This is a genomic window from Streptomyces sp. JJ66, assembly GCF_019303495.1.
Lineage (GTDB): Bacteria > Actinomycetota > Actinomycetes > Streptomycetales > Streptomycetaceae > Streptomyces.
This window is the reverse complement of record NZ_JAEVFI010000002.1, coordinates 347,709-363,742: the sequence shown is the minus strand read 5'-3', so window position 1 is coordinate 363,742 and position 16,034 is coordinate 347,709. Positions and strand designations below refer to the sequence as shown.

At 67.8% G+C, this 16,034-nt stretch carries 10 protein-coding genes; 9 read left to right on the top strand and 1 reads right to left on the bottom strand.

Annotated features, from left to right (window positions below):
• Nucleotides 1-4,950: DNA repair ATPase (locus JJV70_RS03540; protein ID WP_219046162.1), on the top strand; the 4,950-nt coding region annotated here is incomplete at its 5' end.
• 76 nt (nucleotides 4,951-5,026) lie between these two features.
• On the opposite strand, the gene JJV70_RS03535 is transcribed toward JJV70_RS03540, so the two are convergent.
• Nucleotides 5,027-5,644: a hypothetical protein gene (locus JJV70_RS03535; RefSeq protein WP_219046161.1), complete on the bottom strand. Its 618-nt coding sequence runs from the start codon at nucleotides 5,642-5,644 to the stop codon at nucleotides 5,027-5,029.
• A 341-nt stretch (nucleotides 5,645-5,985) separates the two neighbouring features.
• On the opposite strand from JJV70_RS03535, the gene JJV70_RS03530 reads away from it, so the two are divergent.
• From JJV70_RS03530 to JJV70_RS03495, 8 genes are all read left to right on the top strand, one after another.
• Entirely contained in the window at nucleotides 5,986-10,620 is a 4,635-nt protein-coding gene (locus tag JJV70_RS03530; RefSeq protein WP_219046160.1) for an FtsK/SpoIIIE domain-containing protein, read from the top strand.
• Nucleotides 10,621-10,674: 54 nt separating this feature from the next.
• Nucleotides 10,675-11,055, top strand: coding sequence for a WXG100 family type VII secretion target (locus JJV70_RS03525; RefSeq protein ID WP_308294662.1), 381 nt, complete (start codon nucleotides 10,675-10,677; stop codon nucleotides 11,053-11,055).
• 89 nt (nucleotides 11,056-11,144) lie between these two features.
• The gene (locus JJV70_RS03520; protein ID WP_257573229.1) at nucleotides 11,145-11,459 is read left to right on the top strand and encodes a hypothetical protein; all 315 of its coding nucleotides are present in this window, start codon (nucleotides 11,145-11,147) and stop codon (nucleotides 11,457-11,459) included.
• Nucleotides 11,456-12,814 (top strand): putative T7SS-secreted protein, encoded by a 1,359-nt coding sequence (locus JJV70_RS03515; RefSeq protein ID WP_219046159.1) that lies wholly within the window; start codon nucleotides 11,456-11,458, stop codon nucleotides 12,812-12,814. Before JJV70_RS03520 ends, JJV70_RS03515 begins: the two co-directional genes overlap by 4 nt.
• Complete coding sequence (locus JJV70_RS03510) at nucleotides 12,811-13,509, top strand: hypothetical protein (protein WP_219046158.1); 699 nt, start codon at nucleotides 12,811-12,813, stop codon at nucleotides 13,507-13,509. Before JJV70_RS03515 ends, JJV70_RS03510 begins: the two co-directional genes overlap by 4 nt.
• A 24-nt stretch (nucleotides 13,510-13,533) precedes the next feature.
• Nucleotides 13,534-14,250 carry a hypothetical protein gene (locus JJV70_RS03505; RefSeq protein ID WP_219046157.1) on the top strand — a complete coding sequence of 239 codons (717 nt, stop codon included), beginning with the start codon at nucleotides 13,534-13,536 and terminating at the stop codon, nucleotides 14,248-14,250.
• A 118-nt stretch (nucleotides 14,251-14,368) separates the two neighbouring features.
• Nucleotides 14,369-15,028 carry a hypothetical protein gene (locus JJV70_RS03500; RefSeq protein ID WP_219046156.1) on the top strand — a complete coding sequence of 220 codons (660 nt, stop codon included), beginning with the start codon at nucleotides 14,369-14,371 and terminating at the stop codon, nucleotides 15,026-15,028.
• Between the two features lie 197 nt (nucleotides 15,029-15,225).
• Complete coding sequence (locus JJV70_RS03495) at nucleotides 15,226-16,020, top strand: hypothetical protein (protein ID WP_219046155.1); 795 nt, start codon at nucleotides 15,226-15,228, stop codon at nucleotides 16,018-16,020.
• Nucleotides 16,021-16,034 lie beyond the last annotated feature (14 nt).

Sequence of the window (16,034 nt, the reverse complement as noted above, 5' to 3'; positions counted from 1 at the left end):
GCCACCAGCACCACGGGCACCGACCCCGCCACCGCCCCCACCGCAACTACGGGCACCGACACCGCCTACGACCTCCTCCACGCCCGCCTCACCACCGCCGCCCGCACGCTCGCCGCCCGCGCACAGGCGCTCAACGAACGCCGCACCACCACCTTCGGCACCACCGAGCTGTCCCTCATCGGCAACGCCGACCTGCACACCGCCCAGCCCGCCACCGCGCGCGCCCTGGTCCACGTCGCCGGGCACCTGCTGGCCGGGTTCCACCCCGCTCCCGCGCCCGGCGCCGAGCCCGCCGCCGTCACCGACGTCTTCCAGCTCCACCACCCCGACGGCCGCCCCGCGCCGCCCGACGCCGTGCCCGGCCTGCTCGACGACGCCCGCTTCCAGCACGACTTCGCCGAACTGCACCGCTACTACCGCCAGGCGCGTCTGCTCCAGCTGCGCCGCACCGGCACCCTGCTGCTCGCGGTGTTCCGGACCGGGGACCGCCCCGGCGACCTGCGCGTGCTGCGCTGGCGGCTGTCCGCCCCAAACGAGCCCCCGCGCTACCTGGACGCCAAGGGCGAGCGCGACCACACCGCGCCGCCGCCGCACGACGTCACCTGGGTCACCGCCACCCGGGGCGAGCACGTGCGCGGCCGTCACCCGCACGTGTCCGTGGCCGATGGGACGCTGTTCGTCTCCACCGTCGGCGGCAGCCTCGTCGTCAAGCTGACCGACGACACCGAGACGCCCGACGGGGTGTACTCCGAGCCGGTGGACGAACCACTCCAGTCGCTCGCCGACGCCGAGGTGGCCCACGCCCGCGTCGGCCCCCTCGTGCTGCTGCGCGTGCGCCCCTACAAGGAGAACGCCGACCGCTACCTGGTGTTCAACGAGCGCACCGGGGACGTCGTGCGGCTGGACGGCATCGGCCTGTCCTGCCGCCGCCTGCCCGAGGACGAGGGCATCATCTTCCCCGGCGGCTGCTACCTGGCCACCGCGCCCGCCGGGGCCGCCGCGCGCACCTTCGACACCGACACCACCGGGCTCGCCTTCGAGGACGCCGTGGCCGCACCCGGCGGCGAGGACGTGCTGTACGTCTTCCACGCCCGCGCCGAAGGCCGCACGCTGCTGCTGCCCTACAACCAGATCCGCAAGGAGGTCGCCGCGCCGGTCACCGCGCGCGGTCACGCCCTGCTGGACGACGGCACGCTGGCCGTGCTGCGCCCGCGCGACACCGAACCCGCCCGCCTCCACCCGGTGCAGCTGTGGCGCACGCCGTTCACCTCCGAGGCGTACGCCGCCGCCCAGCCACCCGTGGACGGTCCGCTGGGCCGCGTCGGCAACGCCGAACTGGTGCGGGCCGTCTCGGACGCGCTGTCCCTGGCCCGCATGGCCGACGAACTGGCCCCGGGCACCACCGTCTTCGCCGACATCGCCGCCGCCTGCACCCGCCTGGCCGACAGCCACCCGTGGCTGGCCGACGCGGAGTTCACCGACCTGCGCGAGCCGCTGACCGACCTGGGCACGGCCGCCGAGCAGGTCGTCGCGGAGTTCGCGCGCGTGGAGGAGCTGCGCGCGCACGCCGCCGAGCGGGTCGCGCGCACCGCCGAGCACGTCACCGCGCTGATCCGCCGCGCCCGGGGTGAGGCACCGCGCGACCCGGCCGCCTGGGTCACCCTGCTGACCGAACTGCGCCGCGCCCAGGGCACGGTGGAGACCCTGCACGAGCTGCGGCACGTGGACACCGCGCGGGTGAGCGCGCTGTCCGGCGAGGTGGCCGAGGCACTGGCGGCGACCGGACGCCGCGCGGTGGCCGCCCTCGCCGAGCCGCACGCCTTCGACACCACCGCCGCCACGCTCGCCGACCTCACCGCGCGGGCCGCGAAGATCGCCACCGTGGCTGAGGCGGCGCCCATCGAGGAGCGCGTCGCCGAACAGGACGAGCGGCTGCGGACGGTCGCCGACGTCGCCGGCGGCCTGGAGGTCACCGACGTCACCGTGCGCACCGCGCTGCTGGAGCGGGTCGGCGAGGTCATGGCCGCCGTCAACCGGGCCCGCGCGGTGCTCGACGGACGCCGCCGCGAACTGCGCGAACGCGAGGGACGCGCGGAGTTCACCGCCGAGTTCGCGCTGCTCGGCCAGGCCGTCGCCGGAGCCCTGGCCGCCGCCCGCACCCCCGCCGAGTGCGACGAGCAACTGGGCGCGCTGCTGCTGCGGCTGGAGGACCTTCAGTCGCGGTTCGCGCTGGTGGACGACGCGCTCGCGCAGCTCGACGGGCAGCGCGAGGAGATCTACGAAACCTTCTCCGCCCGCAAGCAGGCCCAGCTGGACGAGCGGGCCCGGCACGCCCAGCGGCTGGCCGAGTCCGCCGAGCGGGTGCTGGCCACCGTCGTCCGCCGCGCCGCGACCCTGGCCACCGCCGAGGACGTGAGCGCCTACTTCACCACCGACCCACTGGTGGCCAAGGTCCGCGCCAGCGCCGGAGAGCTGCGCGCACTGGACGACACCGTCCGCGCGGACGAACTGGACGGCCGCCTGAAAGCCGCCCGCCAGGAAGCCGCCCGCGCCCTGCGCGACCGCGCCGACCTCTACGACGCCGAGGGCACCGTACGCCTGGGCCGCCACCGGTTCGCCGTCACCACCCAGCCCGTGGACCTCACCCTCGTCCCGCAGGACGGCGCCCTGGTCTTCGCCGTCACCGGCACCGACTACCGCGCCCCCGTGCCCGACGCCGACTTCGCCCACACCCGCGCCTTCTGGGACCAGCCGCTGCCCTCGGAGTCCCCGGAGGTCTACCGCGCCGAACACCTGGCCGCGAGCGTGCTGGACGCCACCGACCCGGCCGTGCTGCACGACGCCGCCGCCACCGCCGACGGCCTGCTCACCCTCGTCCGCGCCGCCGCCGAGGCCGCCTACGACGAGGGGTACGACCGTGGCGTGCACGACCTGGACGCCGCCGCGATCCTGGCCACCGTGCTGCGCCTGCGCGCCGACGCCGACCTGCTGCGCTTCCCGCCCGCCCCCCGCGCCGCCGCCCAGCTGCTGTGGGCCTACGGCACCGACGAGCCCACCCGCACCGCCTGGACCGTCCGTGCCCAGTCCCTGGCCCGCGCCCGCGCCGCCTTCGGCACCCCGGCCGCGCTCGCCGACCTGGCGGACGACATCACCGCGGCGGCCCGGCACTTCGCGGACACCACCCGGCTGCCGCTGCCCGTCGCCGACACCACCGGCGCCTACCTGGTCGAGGAACTGGCGCTCGGCGGACCCCGGTTCGCCACCGGCGCCGCCGCCCGCGCCCTGCTCGACGGCTTCCGCGCCGCGCTCGGCGGCGCGCACTCCACCGGGGCGAAGGAGTTCGCCGAGGACCTGCGCGCCCTCGGCACCGACCTGGCCGCCCGCCACCAGCTCACCCACGCCTGGCTGCACTCCTACGCGGCCTCCCAGGGGCCGGGGCCAAACCGCCCCGCACCCGTCGCGGACGAGGCCGACGCGAATCTCCCCGCACCCGTCGCGGACCTCCCCGAGACCGACGCGGACCTCCCCGCACCCGTCGCGGACCTCCCCGAGGGCGACGCGGACCTCCCCGAGGCCGTCGCCGTCGAACTCACCGGCGACGCCCTGGACCGCCGCGAGGTGCGTGCCCCGCTCACCGCCACCGTCCCCGCCCTCCTGGGCACCCACCCCCGGCTAAGCGGCGGCGAACTGCCGCTGCGGCTCGACGAGTTCCTGACCCGCACCGCCGACTTCCGCACCCACCGCGTCCCGGCCCACCGCGCCTACACCCGGCAGCGCAACACCCTGCTCGCCGCCGAACGCGAGCGACTGCGACTGGCCGACTACCGCCCGCGCGTACTCCCGTCCTTCGTGCGCAACCGGCTCATCGACGAGGTGTACCTGCCGCTGATCGGCGACAACCTGGCCAAGCAGCTCGGCACCGCGGGCACGGAACGCCGCACCGACAGCCAGGGCCTGCTCCTGCTGCTCTCCCCGCCCGGCTACGGCAAAACCACCCTCGTGGAGTACGTCGCGGCCCGCCTCGGCCTGGTCCTGGTCACCGTGGCCGGACCCGCGCTCGGCCACCACACCACCTCACTCGACCCGGCCGCAGCACCCGACGCCGCCGCCCGCCGCGAGGTGGAGAAGCTCAACTTCGCCCTGGAGATGGGCAACAACGTCTGCCTCTACCTGGACGACATCCAGCACCTGTCCCCCGAACTGCTCCAGAAGTTCGTCCCGCTGTGCGACGCCCAGCGCCGCATTGACGGCGTTTCGACCGGTGACGGCCGCCCGCGCAGCCACGACCTGCGCGGCAAGCGGTTCGCCGTGGTGATGTCCGGGAATCCCTTCACCGAGTCCGGCGCCCGCTTCCAGGTGCCCGACATGCTCGCCAACCGCGCCGACGTGTGGAACCTCGGCGACGTGCTGGGCGGCCGCGAGGAGCTGTTCGCGCTCAGCCACATCGAGAACGCGCTCACCGCCAACCCCATCCTCGCCCCGCTCGCCGCCCGCGATCGCGCCGACATCGACCTGCTGGTGCGGATGGCCGCTGGCGACACCACCGCCACCCCGGACCGGCTCACCCACCCCGCCAGCCCCACCGAACTGGAGCAGATCACCGCCGTCCTGCGCCGACTGCTGCACGTGCGGCGCACCGTCCTGACCGTCAACGCCGCCTACATCGCCTCCGCCGGGCAGGACGACGCCACCCGCACCGAGCCGCCGTTCCGCCTCCAGGGCTCCTACCGCACCACCAACCAGCTCGCCGAGCGCATCGTGCCGGTAATGAACGACGCCGACCTCGAAGCGCTCATCGACGACCACTACCGGGCCGAGGCCCAAACCCTCACCAGCGGCGCCGAAGCCAACCTGCTCAAACTCGCCGAACTCCGAGGCCGCCTCACCCCCGACCAGGCCACCCGCTGGAACGACCTCAAAGCCCGCTACACCACCCCGCCCACCGCATGACCAGCACGGCGCCCGAGCCCACTACAACTCCAGCGAGTTGGCGATATGGTGAGGTCTGTTCGAATCTCATGCCTGCTCAGTCGCGCTCGCACGCTGGAACCCCCTTGTTCCAGCTGAACCGGTTGACCTGCCAGACACCCTCGTCGCTCTTCTCGGCCCCTAGCGTGATCTGGACGACTTCGGTCTCCAGGGGTTTGTCCCGGCGGACTTCACCTGTGTTACGGGTCTTCTCGTACACCGCGCTCTGGTCCTCACAGAACCGTGCGGCGGCGACGTCCCCCTTCAGCTCCGTCACCTCCAAACCGAAGAATCGGTAGGTTCCGGCCACGGTTTCGCCGTTTTCGCGCTTTTCCTCGATCTTGTCATTCCAGTATCGGAACGCGCTGCCGGTGAAGTACCGGGAGAGGTGGGGCGTGCTGCCTTCCCCCTTGGCGACTGCTTCGATGCGAGCCTTGACCGAATACTCGACGTCATGGAGCACTGCGGCCTTCCCGGCGTCGCCCGTGTCAGGACTTTCGACCTCTACCGTGACGTCCGGGGGGAGGGTGAAGCGGGGTGCGGGTGGTGCCGCAGGCGCTTTCGTGGTGGGAGACGCACTGCTCGTGGTGCGGTCACCGGTATCCTCGATCGCGTCGCTGGTCTGTCCACCGTTGCTGCCACCGCATCCGCTGATGGTTACGGCCACCATGGCCATAGCGGGCAGGGCGCCTGCCGTTCTGCGTCGTCCGCTCTGCATTTCCGGGGGTCCCCCAGCGTCCTCGGTCCGTTGCTGCCGCACGATGATGGCACGGAGAGGGTCACGGCTGCGCGCCGGAGTGCGGGGGTGGTCTGGACCTATGTCGCGGGCCGCCCCGCTTTCTCAAGAGCTGCGATCGCGGATTTCTGCCCCTGCCCGTGGCTTGCGCTGACAGGAGCGCAAACCGTCTCCGCGGTGCGCTCTCGGTGCGGAAGGGACGAGAGCACACCAGGAACAGAGACCGGTTTGGGCGGAAGATATCGTCCCTACGACGGAGCCATCACCCGGGGAGGAACCGCGTGCGTCTCACGCTGACCGTCGTCGACCCACTCGGTGGAAGCCGCGCCGACGTGGTGCTGGACGCCGATCCCGAGTCCCCGGTGGGGGCCGTGGCCAAGGAGCTGGCCCAGCGGGTGGGCGGAGGCGGCGCCCAGGTCATCCAGCTCGGCGGGGAGCGCGTCAGAGGTGGTGCGCCCCAGCTTTTCGTGGGCGGCTACCCGCTCGACCCGGAACAGACCGTGCTGGAGTCCGCGCTGCGCGAGGGCTGTGTCGTCAGCCTCCACGACCCCGCGGGGTGTGCCCCGGGTGAGCCGACCGGCGTCGCGGAACTGCGGGTAGCTGGAGGCCCTGCGGCGGGTACGGTGCACCGTCTGGGGCTCGGGCGTACGGAGATCGGGCGCGGCGCCACCAGCCGGGTACGCATCGAGGACCCTGAGATGGCCGACCGCGCCGCGACCCTGACCATCGGCGCCGACGGAAGGTGCGTCCTCACCGTCCACGGAGAGGGCGATGTCAGGAAGGCCGCTCGCCTCGACGGCGAGCAGGTCGAAGGCGATACCGCCTGGCCGGGAGGTGCACAGCTGACCCTCGGCAACAGCCTCATCGAACTCGCGCCCTACACGCCCCCGAACGCGGCCCTGCGCGTCTCCGAGGACGGCGAGGGATTCGACTACAACCGTCCGCCACGTCTTCTTCCGCCTGACCGCGAGACCACGTTCCGGCTGCCCTCGCGCCCGACGGAGGGGCAGGCCCGTCCGCTGCCCTGGCTGATGGCACTGCTGCCGCTGGTGACCGCCGTCGTCATGGCTATCGCGCTGGACCGCATGTACTTCCTGTTCATGGCGGTCGCCAGCCCCATCATGCTCTTTGCCAACTACTTCATGGACAAGCGGCATGGCCGTAAGTCCTACGCCGAGCAGCTCCGGGAGTACGAGGAACACAAGGCACGCATCGAGAAGGACGCCCGCTCCGCTCTCGCGGCCGAGCGACAGGCGCGGCGCTTCGGTGCGCCCGACCCGGGAACGATTCTGAACACCGCGACCGGGCCGCGCACCCGGTTGTGGGAGCGGCGCAGGACCGACGGCGATCACTTGCTCATCCGGGTCGGCACCTGCTCGCTGCCCTCCGACGTGGTGCTCGACGATCCCGAACAGGATGATCACCGTCGCAAAGTGACCTGGGACGTGACCGATGCGCCGGTTACCATCCCGTTGGCCGAACGAGGAGTGGTCGGCGTCGCGGGCATGGGCGACACGGCGCGGGCGCTCGGAAGGTGGCTGCTGGCCCAGACAGCGGTGCTGCACAGCCCCTTGGACGTGCAGTTCTACATCCTGACCGACGCCTCGGGCCAGGAAGCCTGGGACTGGACGCGCTGGCTGCCGCATGCCCGCCCTACCCTGGAACAGGACGCCAACTGTCTGCTGGGCACCGACGCCGAAACGGTGGCGGCGCGGTTCGCGGAGTTGACGGCCATACTGGACGCACGCCAGAAGGCGATGAAGGAGCACAACGCACGGGGTGCCATCTTCCAGGAGCCCGACCTCGTGATCGTGCTGGACGGCTCCCGCAGGCTGCGCTCGCTGCCCGGGGTCGTGCGACTGCTGCGCGAAGGCCCTGCGGCGCGGATGTTCGCCGTGTGCCTCGACGCGGAGGAACGCTTCCTGCCCGGCGAATGCCAGGCCGTCGTCGTGGTGGAACCGAAACCGGAGAACAAGCCGGAACCTGTGACACCGGCCGCTGAGGAGTCCACGTCGCGGCGCGGCAGGCGGGGACGCCGGGAAAGCGAGGCGGCTCCCCTCTCGGATTCCGTTACCCCGGCGGTGAGCGGTTTCCCCAGCTTCGCACCCTGGAACCCCCACCCTGTCCAGGCCGCCCACGGTCAAGCTGACGCGGCCCCGCGAGAGGACCTGGTGCGTTTGCGGGTACAGCAGACCGGAGCTGACCGCGTGCGCGGCGTCCGGCCCGACTTCGTCACCGCGGCGTGGTGCGCCCTCGTTTCCCGCTCCCTTTCCGCTATCCGGGACATCAGCGGAGCCGCCGACGACGCCTCCATCCCCAACGCCAGCCGTCTGCTGGATGTCCTCGAACTGGAACCGCCCACGGGCGAGGCCGTCGCCGCGCGCTGGCACCTGGGTGGTCAATCCACACGTGCCGTCATCGGTGAGTCCTACGACGGTGCCTTTTCCATCGACATGAGCAAGGACGGGCCGCACGGCCTGATCGCGGGCACCACCGGTTCGGGCAAGTCGGAACTGTTGCAGACGATCGTCGCGGCCCTCGCCGTGGCGAACACGCCGGAGAACATGACCTTCGTCCTGGTCGACTACAAGGGCGGCAGTGCTTTCAAGGACTGCGTCAAGCTCCCGCACACCGTCGGTATGGTCACCGATCTGGACGCGCACCTGGTCGAGCGCGCCCTGGAGTCGCTCGGGGCCGAACTCACGCGCCGCGAACACATTCTCGCCGACGCCGAGGCCAAGGACATCGAGGACTTTCAGGGCCTGCTCCGCCGGGAACCGGGACGCTTCGCCCCCATGCCACGCCTGCTGATCGTCATCGATGAGTTCGCCTCCATGGTTCGCGACCTGCCTGACTTCGTCACCGGACTGGTCAACATCGCCCAGCGTGGACGCTCCCTGGGCATCCACCTGCTCCTGGCGACCCAGCGGCCGTCCGGGGTCGTCTCGCCCGAAATCCGGGCCAATACCAACCTGCGGATTGCCCTGCGGGTGACAGACGGCGGCGAGTCCTCCGACGTCATCGACGCACCGGACGCTGGCCACATTGCCAAGTCGACGCCCGGCCGGGCCTACGTGCGGCTCGGCCACTCCTCCCTCGTGCCCTTCCAGTCCGGACGCGTTGGAGGGCGGCGCCCCGGCGCGCAGGACACCCAGCTCCCGCCACCATGGTCCGCACAGCTGGGATGGACTGAACTGGGCCGTGCCCTTCTCACCCGGCCCGCAGGCGCCAAGCAGCAAGAAGACGAGATCACCGATCTCAAGGTGCTGGTCGACGCGGTCAACGAAGCCAACGACCGGCTCGGCATCCCTGCCCAGCACAGCCCGTGGCTGCCCGCGCTCCCGGAGTCGATCCTGCTCGATGAGGTTCCCGCCCCAGCCCCCCTCGGCGCGCTTCCAGCGGCTCCGTACGGCATCGAGGACCTGCCAGCCAAGCAGGACCGGCGCCCGCTCGCCGTGGACTTCGCGAACTTCGGCCATCTGATGGTGGGTGGCTCGCCCCGCAGCGGCCGATCGCAGCTGCTGCGCACCATCGCCGCCTCGCTAGCCCGCACCCACTCCATCACTGACGTGCACCTCTACGGCATCGACTGCGGCAATGGTGCGCTGAACGCCCTCGCCAAGCTGCCGCACTGCGGGGCGGTGGTGGGGCGCAACCAGACCGAGCGGGCAGTGCGGCTGATCAAGCGGCTCAAGCAGGAACTCAGCCGCCGCCAGAACCTGTTGGCGGCCGACGGTTACGCTGACATCGGTGAGCAGCGCGCTGCCGTGGCCGAAGCCGACCGGCTGCCCCACATCGTGGTTCTGCTCGACCGCTGGGAAGGCTGGACGGCCTCCCTGGACGATGTCGACAACGGCGGCCTGACCGACGAGCTGATGACCATCCTGCGGGAGGGCGCCAGCGTCGGCGTCCACGCCATCCTGACCGGCGACCGCAGCCTGCTGATGGGCCGCATCAGTACCCTGACCGAGGACAAGTGGAGCCTGCGGCTATCCGACCGCACCGACTACTCCCTCATCGGCCTCAACTCCCGCAAGGTGCCCGACCAGCTGGTACCGGGACGCATGCTGCGCAGCGAGACCGGCACCGACGCCCAGATAGCCCTGCTCGACGCGGACGTCTCCGGCCAGGCCCAGTCCGCGGCTATCGCCGCTATCGGAGCAGCTGCCACCGAACGAGAACAGGACGTGCCGCGCAGCCGCCGCCCGTTCCGGGTCGACGTCCTGCCCGCTCAGCTCCGCTTTGACGACGCCTGGGAGATGCGTGACGTACAGAGCACCAGCTCTCCGCTCTGGGGTCTGGTCGGAGTCGGCGGAGACGAGCTGACGGCCTTCGGCCCCGATCTGGCAGAGGGCACTGCGGCGTTCATCATCGGCGGACCGGCGAAGTCCGGCAGATCCACTGTGCTGCTGAACTTCGCCCGCTCCTACCTCCGCCACGGCACCCGCCTCGTCGTGGCCGCGCCGCAGGCGTCACCACTGCGGGAGCTAGCTGGCGAAGAAGGCGTCCTGCGGGTCTTCACCGACGACGACATCGACGAGGATGAGTTCGCCGACCTCATCGGGACGTCGTCGGTGTCCGACCCGATCGCCGTTCTGGTTGACGACGCCGAACTTCTGGACCGCTGCGGGGCCAAGGACGAGCTGAAGACCCTGGTGCGTCGCGGTGCGGAACACGGCCGGGCTCTGGTCATGGCGGGCGACGAAGAGGAGATGTGCTCCGGCTTCTCAGGCTGGCAGGTGGAAGCCCAGAAAGCTCGTCGCGGCATCCTGCTCTCTCCCCAGAGCACGTCGGGGGCGGACCTCGTCGGCACCCGGCTGTCCCGAAGCCTCATCGGCGGCCAGGTCGAGCCAGGCAAGGGCCTGTTGCACCTTGGTGACGGCGTGCTAATGGCGGTCACCACACCGATGCCCTGACGCCCGGCGGCCGGTTGGGGGAGGGGTGCTCGCTGCCCAGGGCATCATCGTAAGGTGGACCCAAAGCTCCTTGCGCCACTGCAAACACACGCGCGCTGGTGGTCGGGGGGACACCACTACGTGAGGGAGGGCTGCTCGATGAGCGGAGTAAACGTAACCTTCGAAGAGATGAAGAAGGCCGAGAAGAAACTGAAGGACAAGAAGGACGACCTCGAAAAGGAACTCGACGGCCTGGAAAAGTACGTCGAGGGTCTCGTTCGGGACGGCTTCGTGACCGAAAGCGCTTCTCAGGCGTTCGACGACTCTTTCAAGGAGTTCACACGGGGCGCCAAGAAGACCGTTGGCGGGCTGGAAGGCATGGGGGACTTCCTCAAGGGTGCGGCCGACGGCCTCCGTCAGTTCGACCAGGACCTGGCCCGCCAGATGAAGGGCTGAACCAAACGGCCTAGCCGGTTCGGAGGCAGCGGGGAGCGCGACGACCCGTCGCGCTCCCCGCTGCCCTGTACGTCGTGAAGTGGGGGCACATGAGCGGTTCGGACCAGATCTATGTCGACTACGACATGCTGGAGCAGACACGCAAGGACATCAAGAACATCTCGGATCAGATGAAGAAGCCCTGCCGGGAAATGGAGAAAGTCGACGGAGCGGCGATGGGCGTCACGGAACTCGAGGCGCGCATGGACCAGTTCGGTGACGAGTGGTCCCACGGCATCAAGCAGCTTGCGAAGTTCTCCGACGTGGCCTCGGAGGCACTCGCGGAGATCAAAAAGGGTTTCGAGGAGATCGACACGAAGTACGCTGATGCGTTGCGGAACCCCCAGAAGGGCGGGGGCAAGTGAGTGTGACCACCCCCTGGTCAGGCCCGCCACGCTCGCCCGACCTCGAAGGCAAGTTCCCCGCACTCGGTTTCGTACCGTGTCCCGGTGACCAGGAGGCAGCCGCAGACGTCGCCTCTGTCGTCCGCGACACCGCCGACGCCCTCCGCGACATCGCGCACGTCCTCAACGGCACCGGCCGGGGGGATTGGAAGGGCGAATCGGCCGAGGCATTCCGGGAGCAGTTCCACGACGACTTCCGCCCCAAGGTCAACGACGCCCGTGACTCCTTCACCAAGGCCGCTGGCGCCCTGGAGGACTGGGCCCGGCACATGGAAACGTCCCAGCGCCAGGCTTTCAGGCTGGAAGACGAGGCCCAGACCGCCAAAGACGCGGTCGACTCGGCGAACACCAAGCTCGGAACCCTTCCTCCCAAGCCGATGCCCTGGGAGCTCGCCGGCGAAACCGCGGCGGAGAAGAAGAAGCGCGAGGAACTCGAAGACGACCACACCTCGGCAGAGCGCGCGGTAAGCCTCGCTGAGAACGAACTGGCCCGCATCCGCGAGCGCGCCCGCGGCCTCGCCCGCTCCTACCAGGAGTACGGCGAGGACATCGCCGACCGCATCAAACAGGCCATCGACATCGCCCCCAACGAGCCCGGCTGGCTCGACAAACTCGGCGCCGCGATCGGTGAACTCACCGAAGCGCTCGGTGATATTGCAGATCAGGTGCTCGACGCCTTGAAGGACCTCGCACCCCTCCTTGACTTCATTGCCACCGCTGCCGGTCTCTTGAGTACGCTTATGGGACTTCTATCGCTCATACCGGGCCTGCAGTTTCTCGCTGTTCCCGCGCTCATATTCGGAGGAGTGGCCCTGCTCACCTCCTACCTGTCCGCTGCCGGAAAGACGGGGAGCTTCCTGAAGGCGTTCAGTGATCCAACGGTGATCACCAATGCTGTCACCCTCGCTTTCGGTGGAGGTGCCTTCGCCGCCGGGCTGAAACTTGCCCGGGTGGGATCGGGCGGAATGTCGTACGGTAAACTGATCGCCGACTCCATGAAGTTCAAGCCTACCGTTTCCTCATATCCCAGTTTCATGTCCAGTGTGCTCACTAACCCCGGGGTCATTGAGGGCGGTGAGTTGGCGATGAATGCGACCAGATTCTCCTACACTTGGACGGGCAACGCGTTTTCCATGGGGCCTGGCGGCGGTTACCAGTTCTACAAGGACACCCGGGACTGGATTGCGGACGACGGCCCTCGACCAAAGGAGATCTTCCCCAATGAAGAGGTCCAGAGCGTCCCGGTGAGCGAAGCCATTCGGCGCATGGCCCGCAGCCCCTTCGCGCCGTTTATGACCAAGGTGGCGGGCCGGTGATCGGAGCCTCAGCAGCCGACTCTATAGAACCAGGAGTCATCAATCTTTACGCCCCCACAGACTGGTTCGATCTACTGGTGGACGGCGATGACGTCCAAGCCGCCTACGACCGCTGTGCCGACCTGATCGACCAAAGCTATCCGCACCAGGATGCGGCTTTCCGTGCCTCGCTCACCGAAGCGCTCATGGCCTGGCGTGAAACGATAATGCAACAGGGCATCATCATGAGCGGCTTCCTGGCAGTGCCAGACAGCGAGCACGGTGATGCCGCGTGGCAGGTCACCGCTGGAGTTGTGGCGACGCCACCCATTCATCGCGACGTTGACCTGGTGGAGGTGGTGCTCCGACAGTTCGGAGGCGAACTCGGAGACAAGAAGGAGGTGTATGTCGAATTGTTTGAGACGGAAATCGGTCTCGGGGTCGGCATCATGTCCCAACCAAGGTTCAGCCCCAGTGGTGAGCTGGTTCTGTTTCCCCCACTAGCGGAAAGCAGCACGGGCGGTGCCACAGCTACCTTCAACCATGTCGATAGCTGGACGAAGCTAGGCTTGGCGGCCGTCCTTTCGTGCCCGCCAGAGGGTGGTAAGGGCCTTCTGGTCATCGGAAACTGTCTGGACCCGGAGCAGGTGCTGCCGTTGGGCGCTATCGTCACGCTGATCGGCGGCAAATCCCACTTCGTTGACTCTGCAGTGTAGGGCGAAAGCGAGATGAGATAACGGATGGTCAAGCGCTGGCTGTCGTGGTTGCATCCCGTCTGGGAGTATCACGGCCTCGCCTCAAGGAGGGCTGTTGCCGTCGCCACCGTCGCGGCTGTGCTGCCTTCATTGCTCCTGCTACTCCTCGTCGTGCTGGGTTCCACTACTGAACAGCGGCTGGCATACCCCGTGCTCGCGGTGGTGCTGTTGCTTGGATACTTTCTGTACTCTCGTGTCGTCATGGGCGCGTACCGGCGTCGGTACGCGCTCCTCTTCGCGCTTTCCGCGCTCGGTCTGCTGGTCACCTATCTGGCTGGAAGCTCCAGCATCGTCTTGAGCGAGCGCGGGCAGCAGGTCACCGCAGTGGTAGTGAACCGGTACAAGCCGGCCAGGGCTGGCCCGCAGTGCGAGATCGCTCAGCTGAGCGGTGAGCGGATTCCTGGCGAGGTGTCCTGTATCGGTCTGTCCGTCGGCGACCGGGTACAGGTGACCGTCGATCCGACCGGTGCCCAAGAACCCCTTAGGGGCACACCCGGCCTGAGCAAGGTTTATCTCGGGATCACCATCTCAGGGGCAACGATGGCGCTCACTACCGTCTTGGCGGCAATGGCTGGGGAGAAACGCAAGCGCCAAGCCGGGACCATGTCACCGTCACCCTTGCCGGACCTTCCCCCGCCCCCGTCTGCCCCGCCGCCTGGGCGAAACGACGGCGGCTTCGGTCCTCCACCAGCTGCTTTCTGACCAGGGGTGCTGCCCATCGACGCGGAGCACTTCAAGGACATAAACCGGGTAATGAAATTTTGAAGCTTAAAGTACCAGTTTTTGCATAACAGTAAAAATGATCGTAAGGAGTCCGAACTTGAGTCAGCGACTGCGGCGCCCCACGAAGCTAGCAACTGCCATCTTGGTCGGTGCCGTACTGGCCATGACCGGCTGTGGCAGCTCAGACATTTCGACTGAGGACAAAATCGACGGTGTGGATGGTGGTGCAGCCACTCCGGCGCCCAAGGAATCACACACCGAGAACCAGCAGCCGTCCGTCGACTTCGATCTGCCGGATGACGTAAAAGTCGAGATCTCCAACGAGAATCCGAAAGATCCGGCAGAAGAAGCAATTCTCGCCGCTCACGCTGACATCCTTATGGCGAGGCAAAAACTTTTCACCGATCGAGAAGAAGCCGATAAGTGGCTGAGTACCTACTTCACTGGTGAAGCGAAGCAGTTCTACGGTTCCGAGGTTGAGCGGTCCCATGAGGAAGGCTGGACGCTCACAGGAACCTATCGATACTACAAGCGTGAGATCGTTACCAGTAGCGGCGACGTGGCAGTGGTCGAATATTGCGAAGACCAGTCCAAAGCATTCGGGCGGGACATCGATACCGGAGAAGTGGCAAAAACAAGTGCCAGTCCAGATGACTACAGACGCTACACGGCCACCCTTTACAAGGATCCTGGCGGGTTGAACATTTGGCAAATGGAGTCGTTCGACGTGGAACGGGGGGCGGTGGAATGCCAATGAAGTTTGGGGTCCGTGCCGCGACCACGTTTGGCGTGGTCGCGATCCTTAGCTGGGCCGTGGTCCCCGTAGCACACGGAGCAGACCCTGTGCGACCACCTGACAAATCAGGTAGCACTGGCGGGAGCAATGGGTCCGAGAGTATCTTCGCAGGAATAAAGTACCATACAAATCGCAAAGGGGGTCCCCAAAGTTCTCCCGTGGTTGCTGCGAACGAAGATTGGGATCCCCCTCTCTGCTGGATGCAGCCGAAGTACACCGGTAAAGAAATGAAAGATGAATCCGAGGAAATGTCGGAGAATCTTCCTTCTGGTGTTGATGCCCGCGGAGGAATCGATGATTACCACGAGGATGAAGAGGGTGCGTGGTGGTATCGCACCTACGACGTTCGCCGTGAAAGAGATGATAAATGGGCGGCAGCCATGAGGGAATGCGGTGCTCTGGGTGATAGTATCCAGTGGGTTCCGGACGGCGACGCGCTTCCTGATATGGCAATATCGCCCGTGGTGCTGTCCATGATTGCCTTTCGCTATATGACGCTCCCCGCACCGCCGGTTACCCTCAGCCCTTCTGCCGATAACCAGAAGGTCAATCTGGAAACACATGCAACTTTCCATGCGCCGCTCGATCGCGTGTGGGTCACAGCTACGTTCCAGGACTTCGGTCTCGATATAGCAGCGACAACAGTTGCAACTCCTACGGAACTGCGAATAGACGCAGGGACTGGCCACGCTGATCCGAAATTTTGTACCTATAGCCTCGACGAGACAGAGGAGGGCTATAAAGTCAACACTGCAGAGGAAAACTGCAACATCACATACCGCCAGTCCTCTGGTGGCGACACATATCCCCTGCAGGTCCAAATTGTCTGGGACATCACATGGACTGCGACTGACAATCCTGATGGCCCCCCGCAACAGCCAGCCATTCCTGATGGACTATCGACCGACGAAGTAGAAGTAACGGTACAGGAAATCCAGACCATCGTCCGTTGATGCGGCTCTCATAT

Excerpts from the sequence above, each read along its gene's own strand:
- JJV70_RS03505 (WP_219046157.1), top strand. The coding sequence starts at position 13,534 with ATGGTCAAGCGCTGGCTGTCGTGGTTGCATCCCGTCTGGGAGTATCAC.
- JJV70_RS03520 (WP_257573229.1), top strand. The coding sequence starts at position 11,145 with ATGAGCGGTTCGGACCAGATCTATGTCGACTACGACATGCTGGAGCAG.
- JJV70_RS03535 (WP_219046161.1), bottom strand. The coding sequence starts at position 5,644 with ATGGCCATGGTGGCCGTAACCATCAGCGGATGCGGTGGCAGCAACGGT.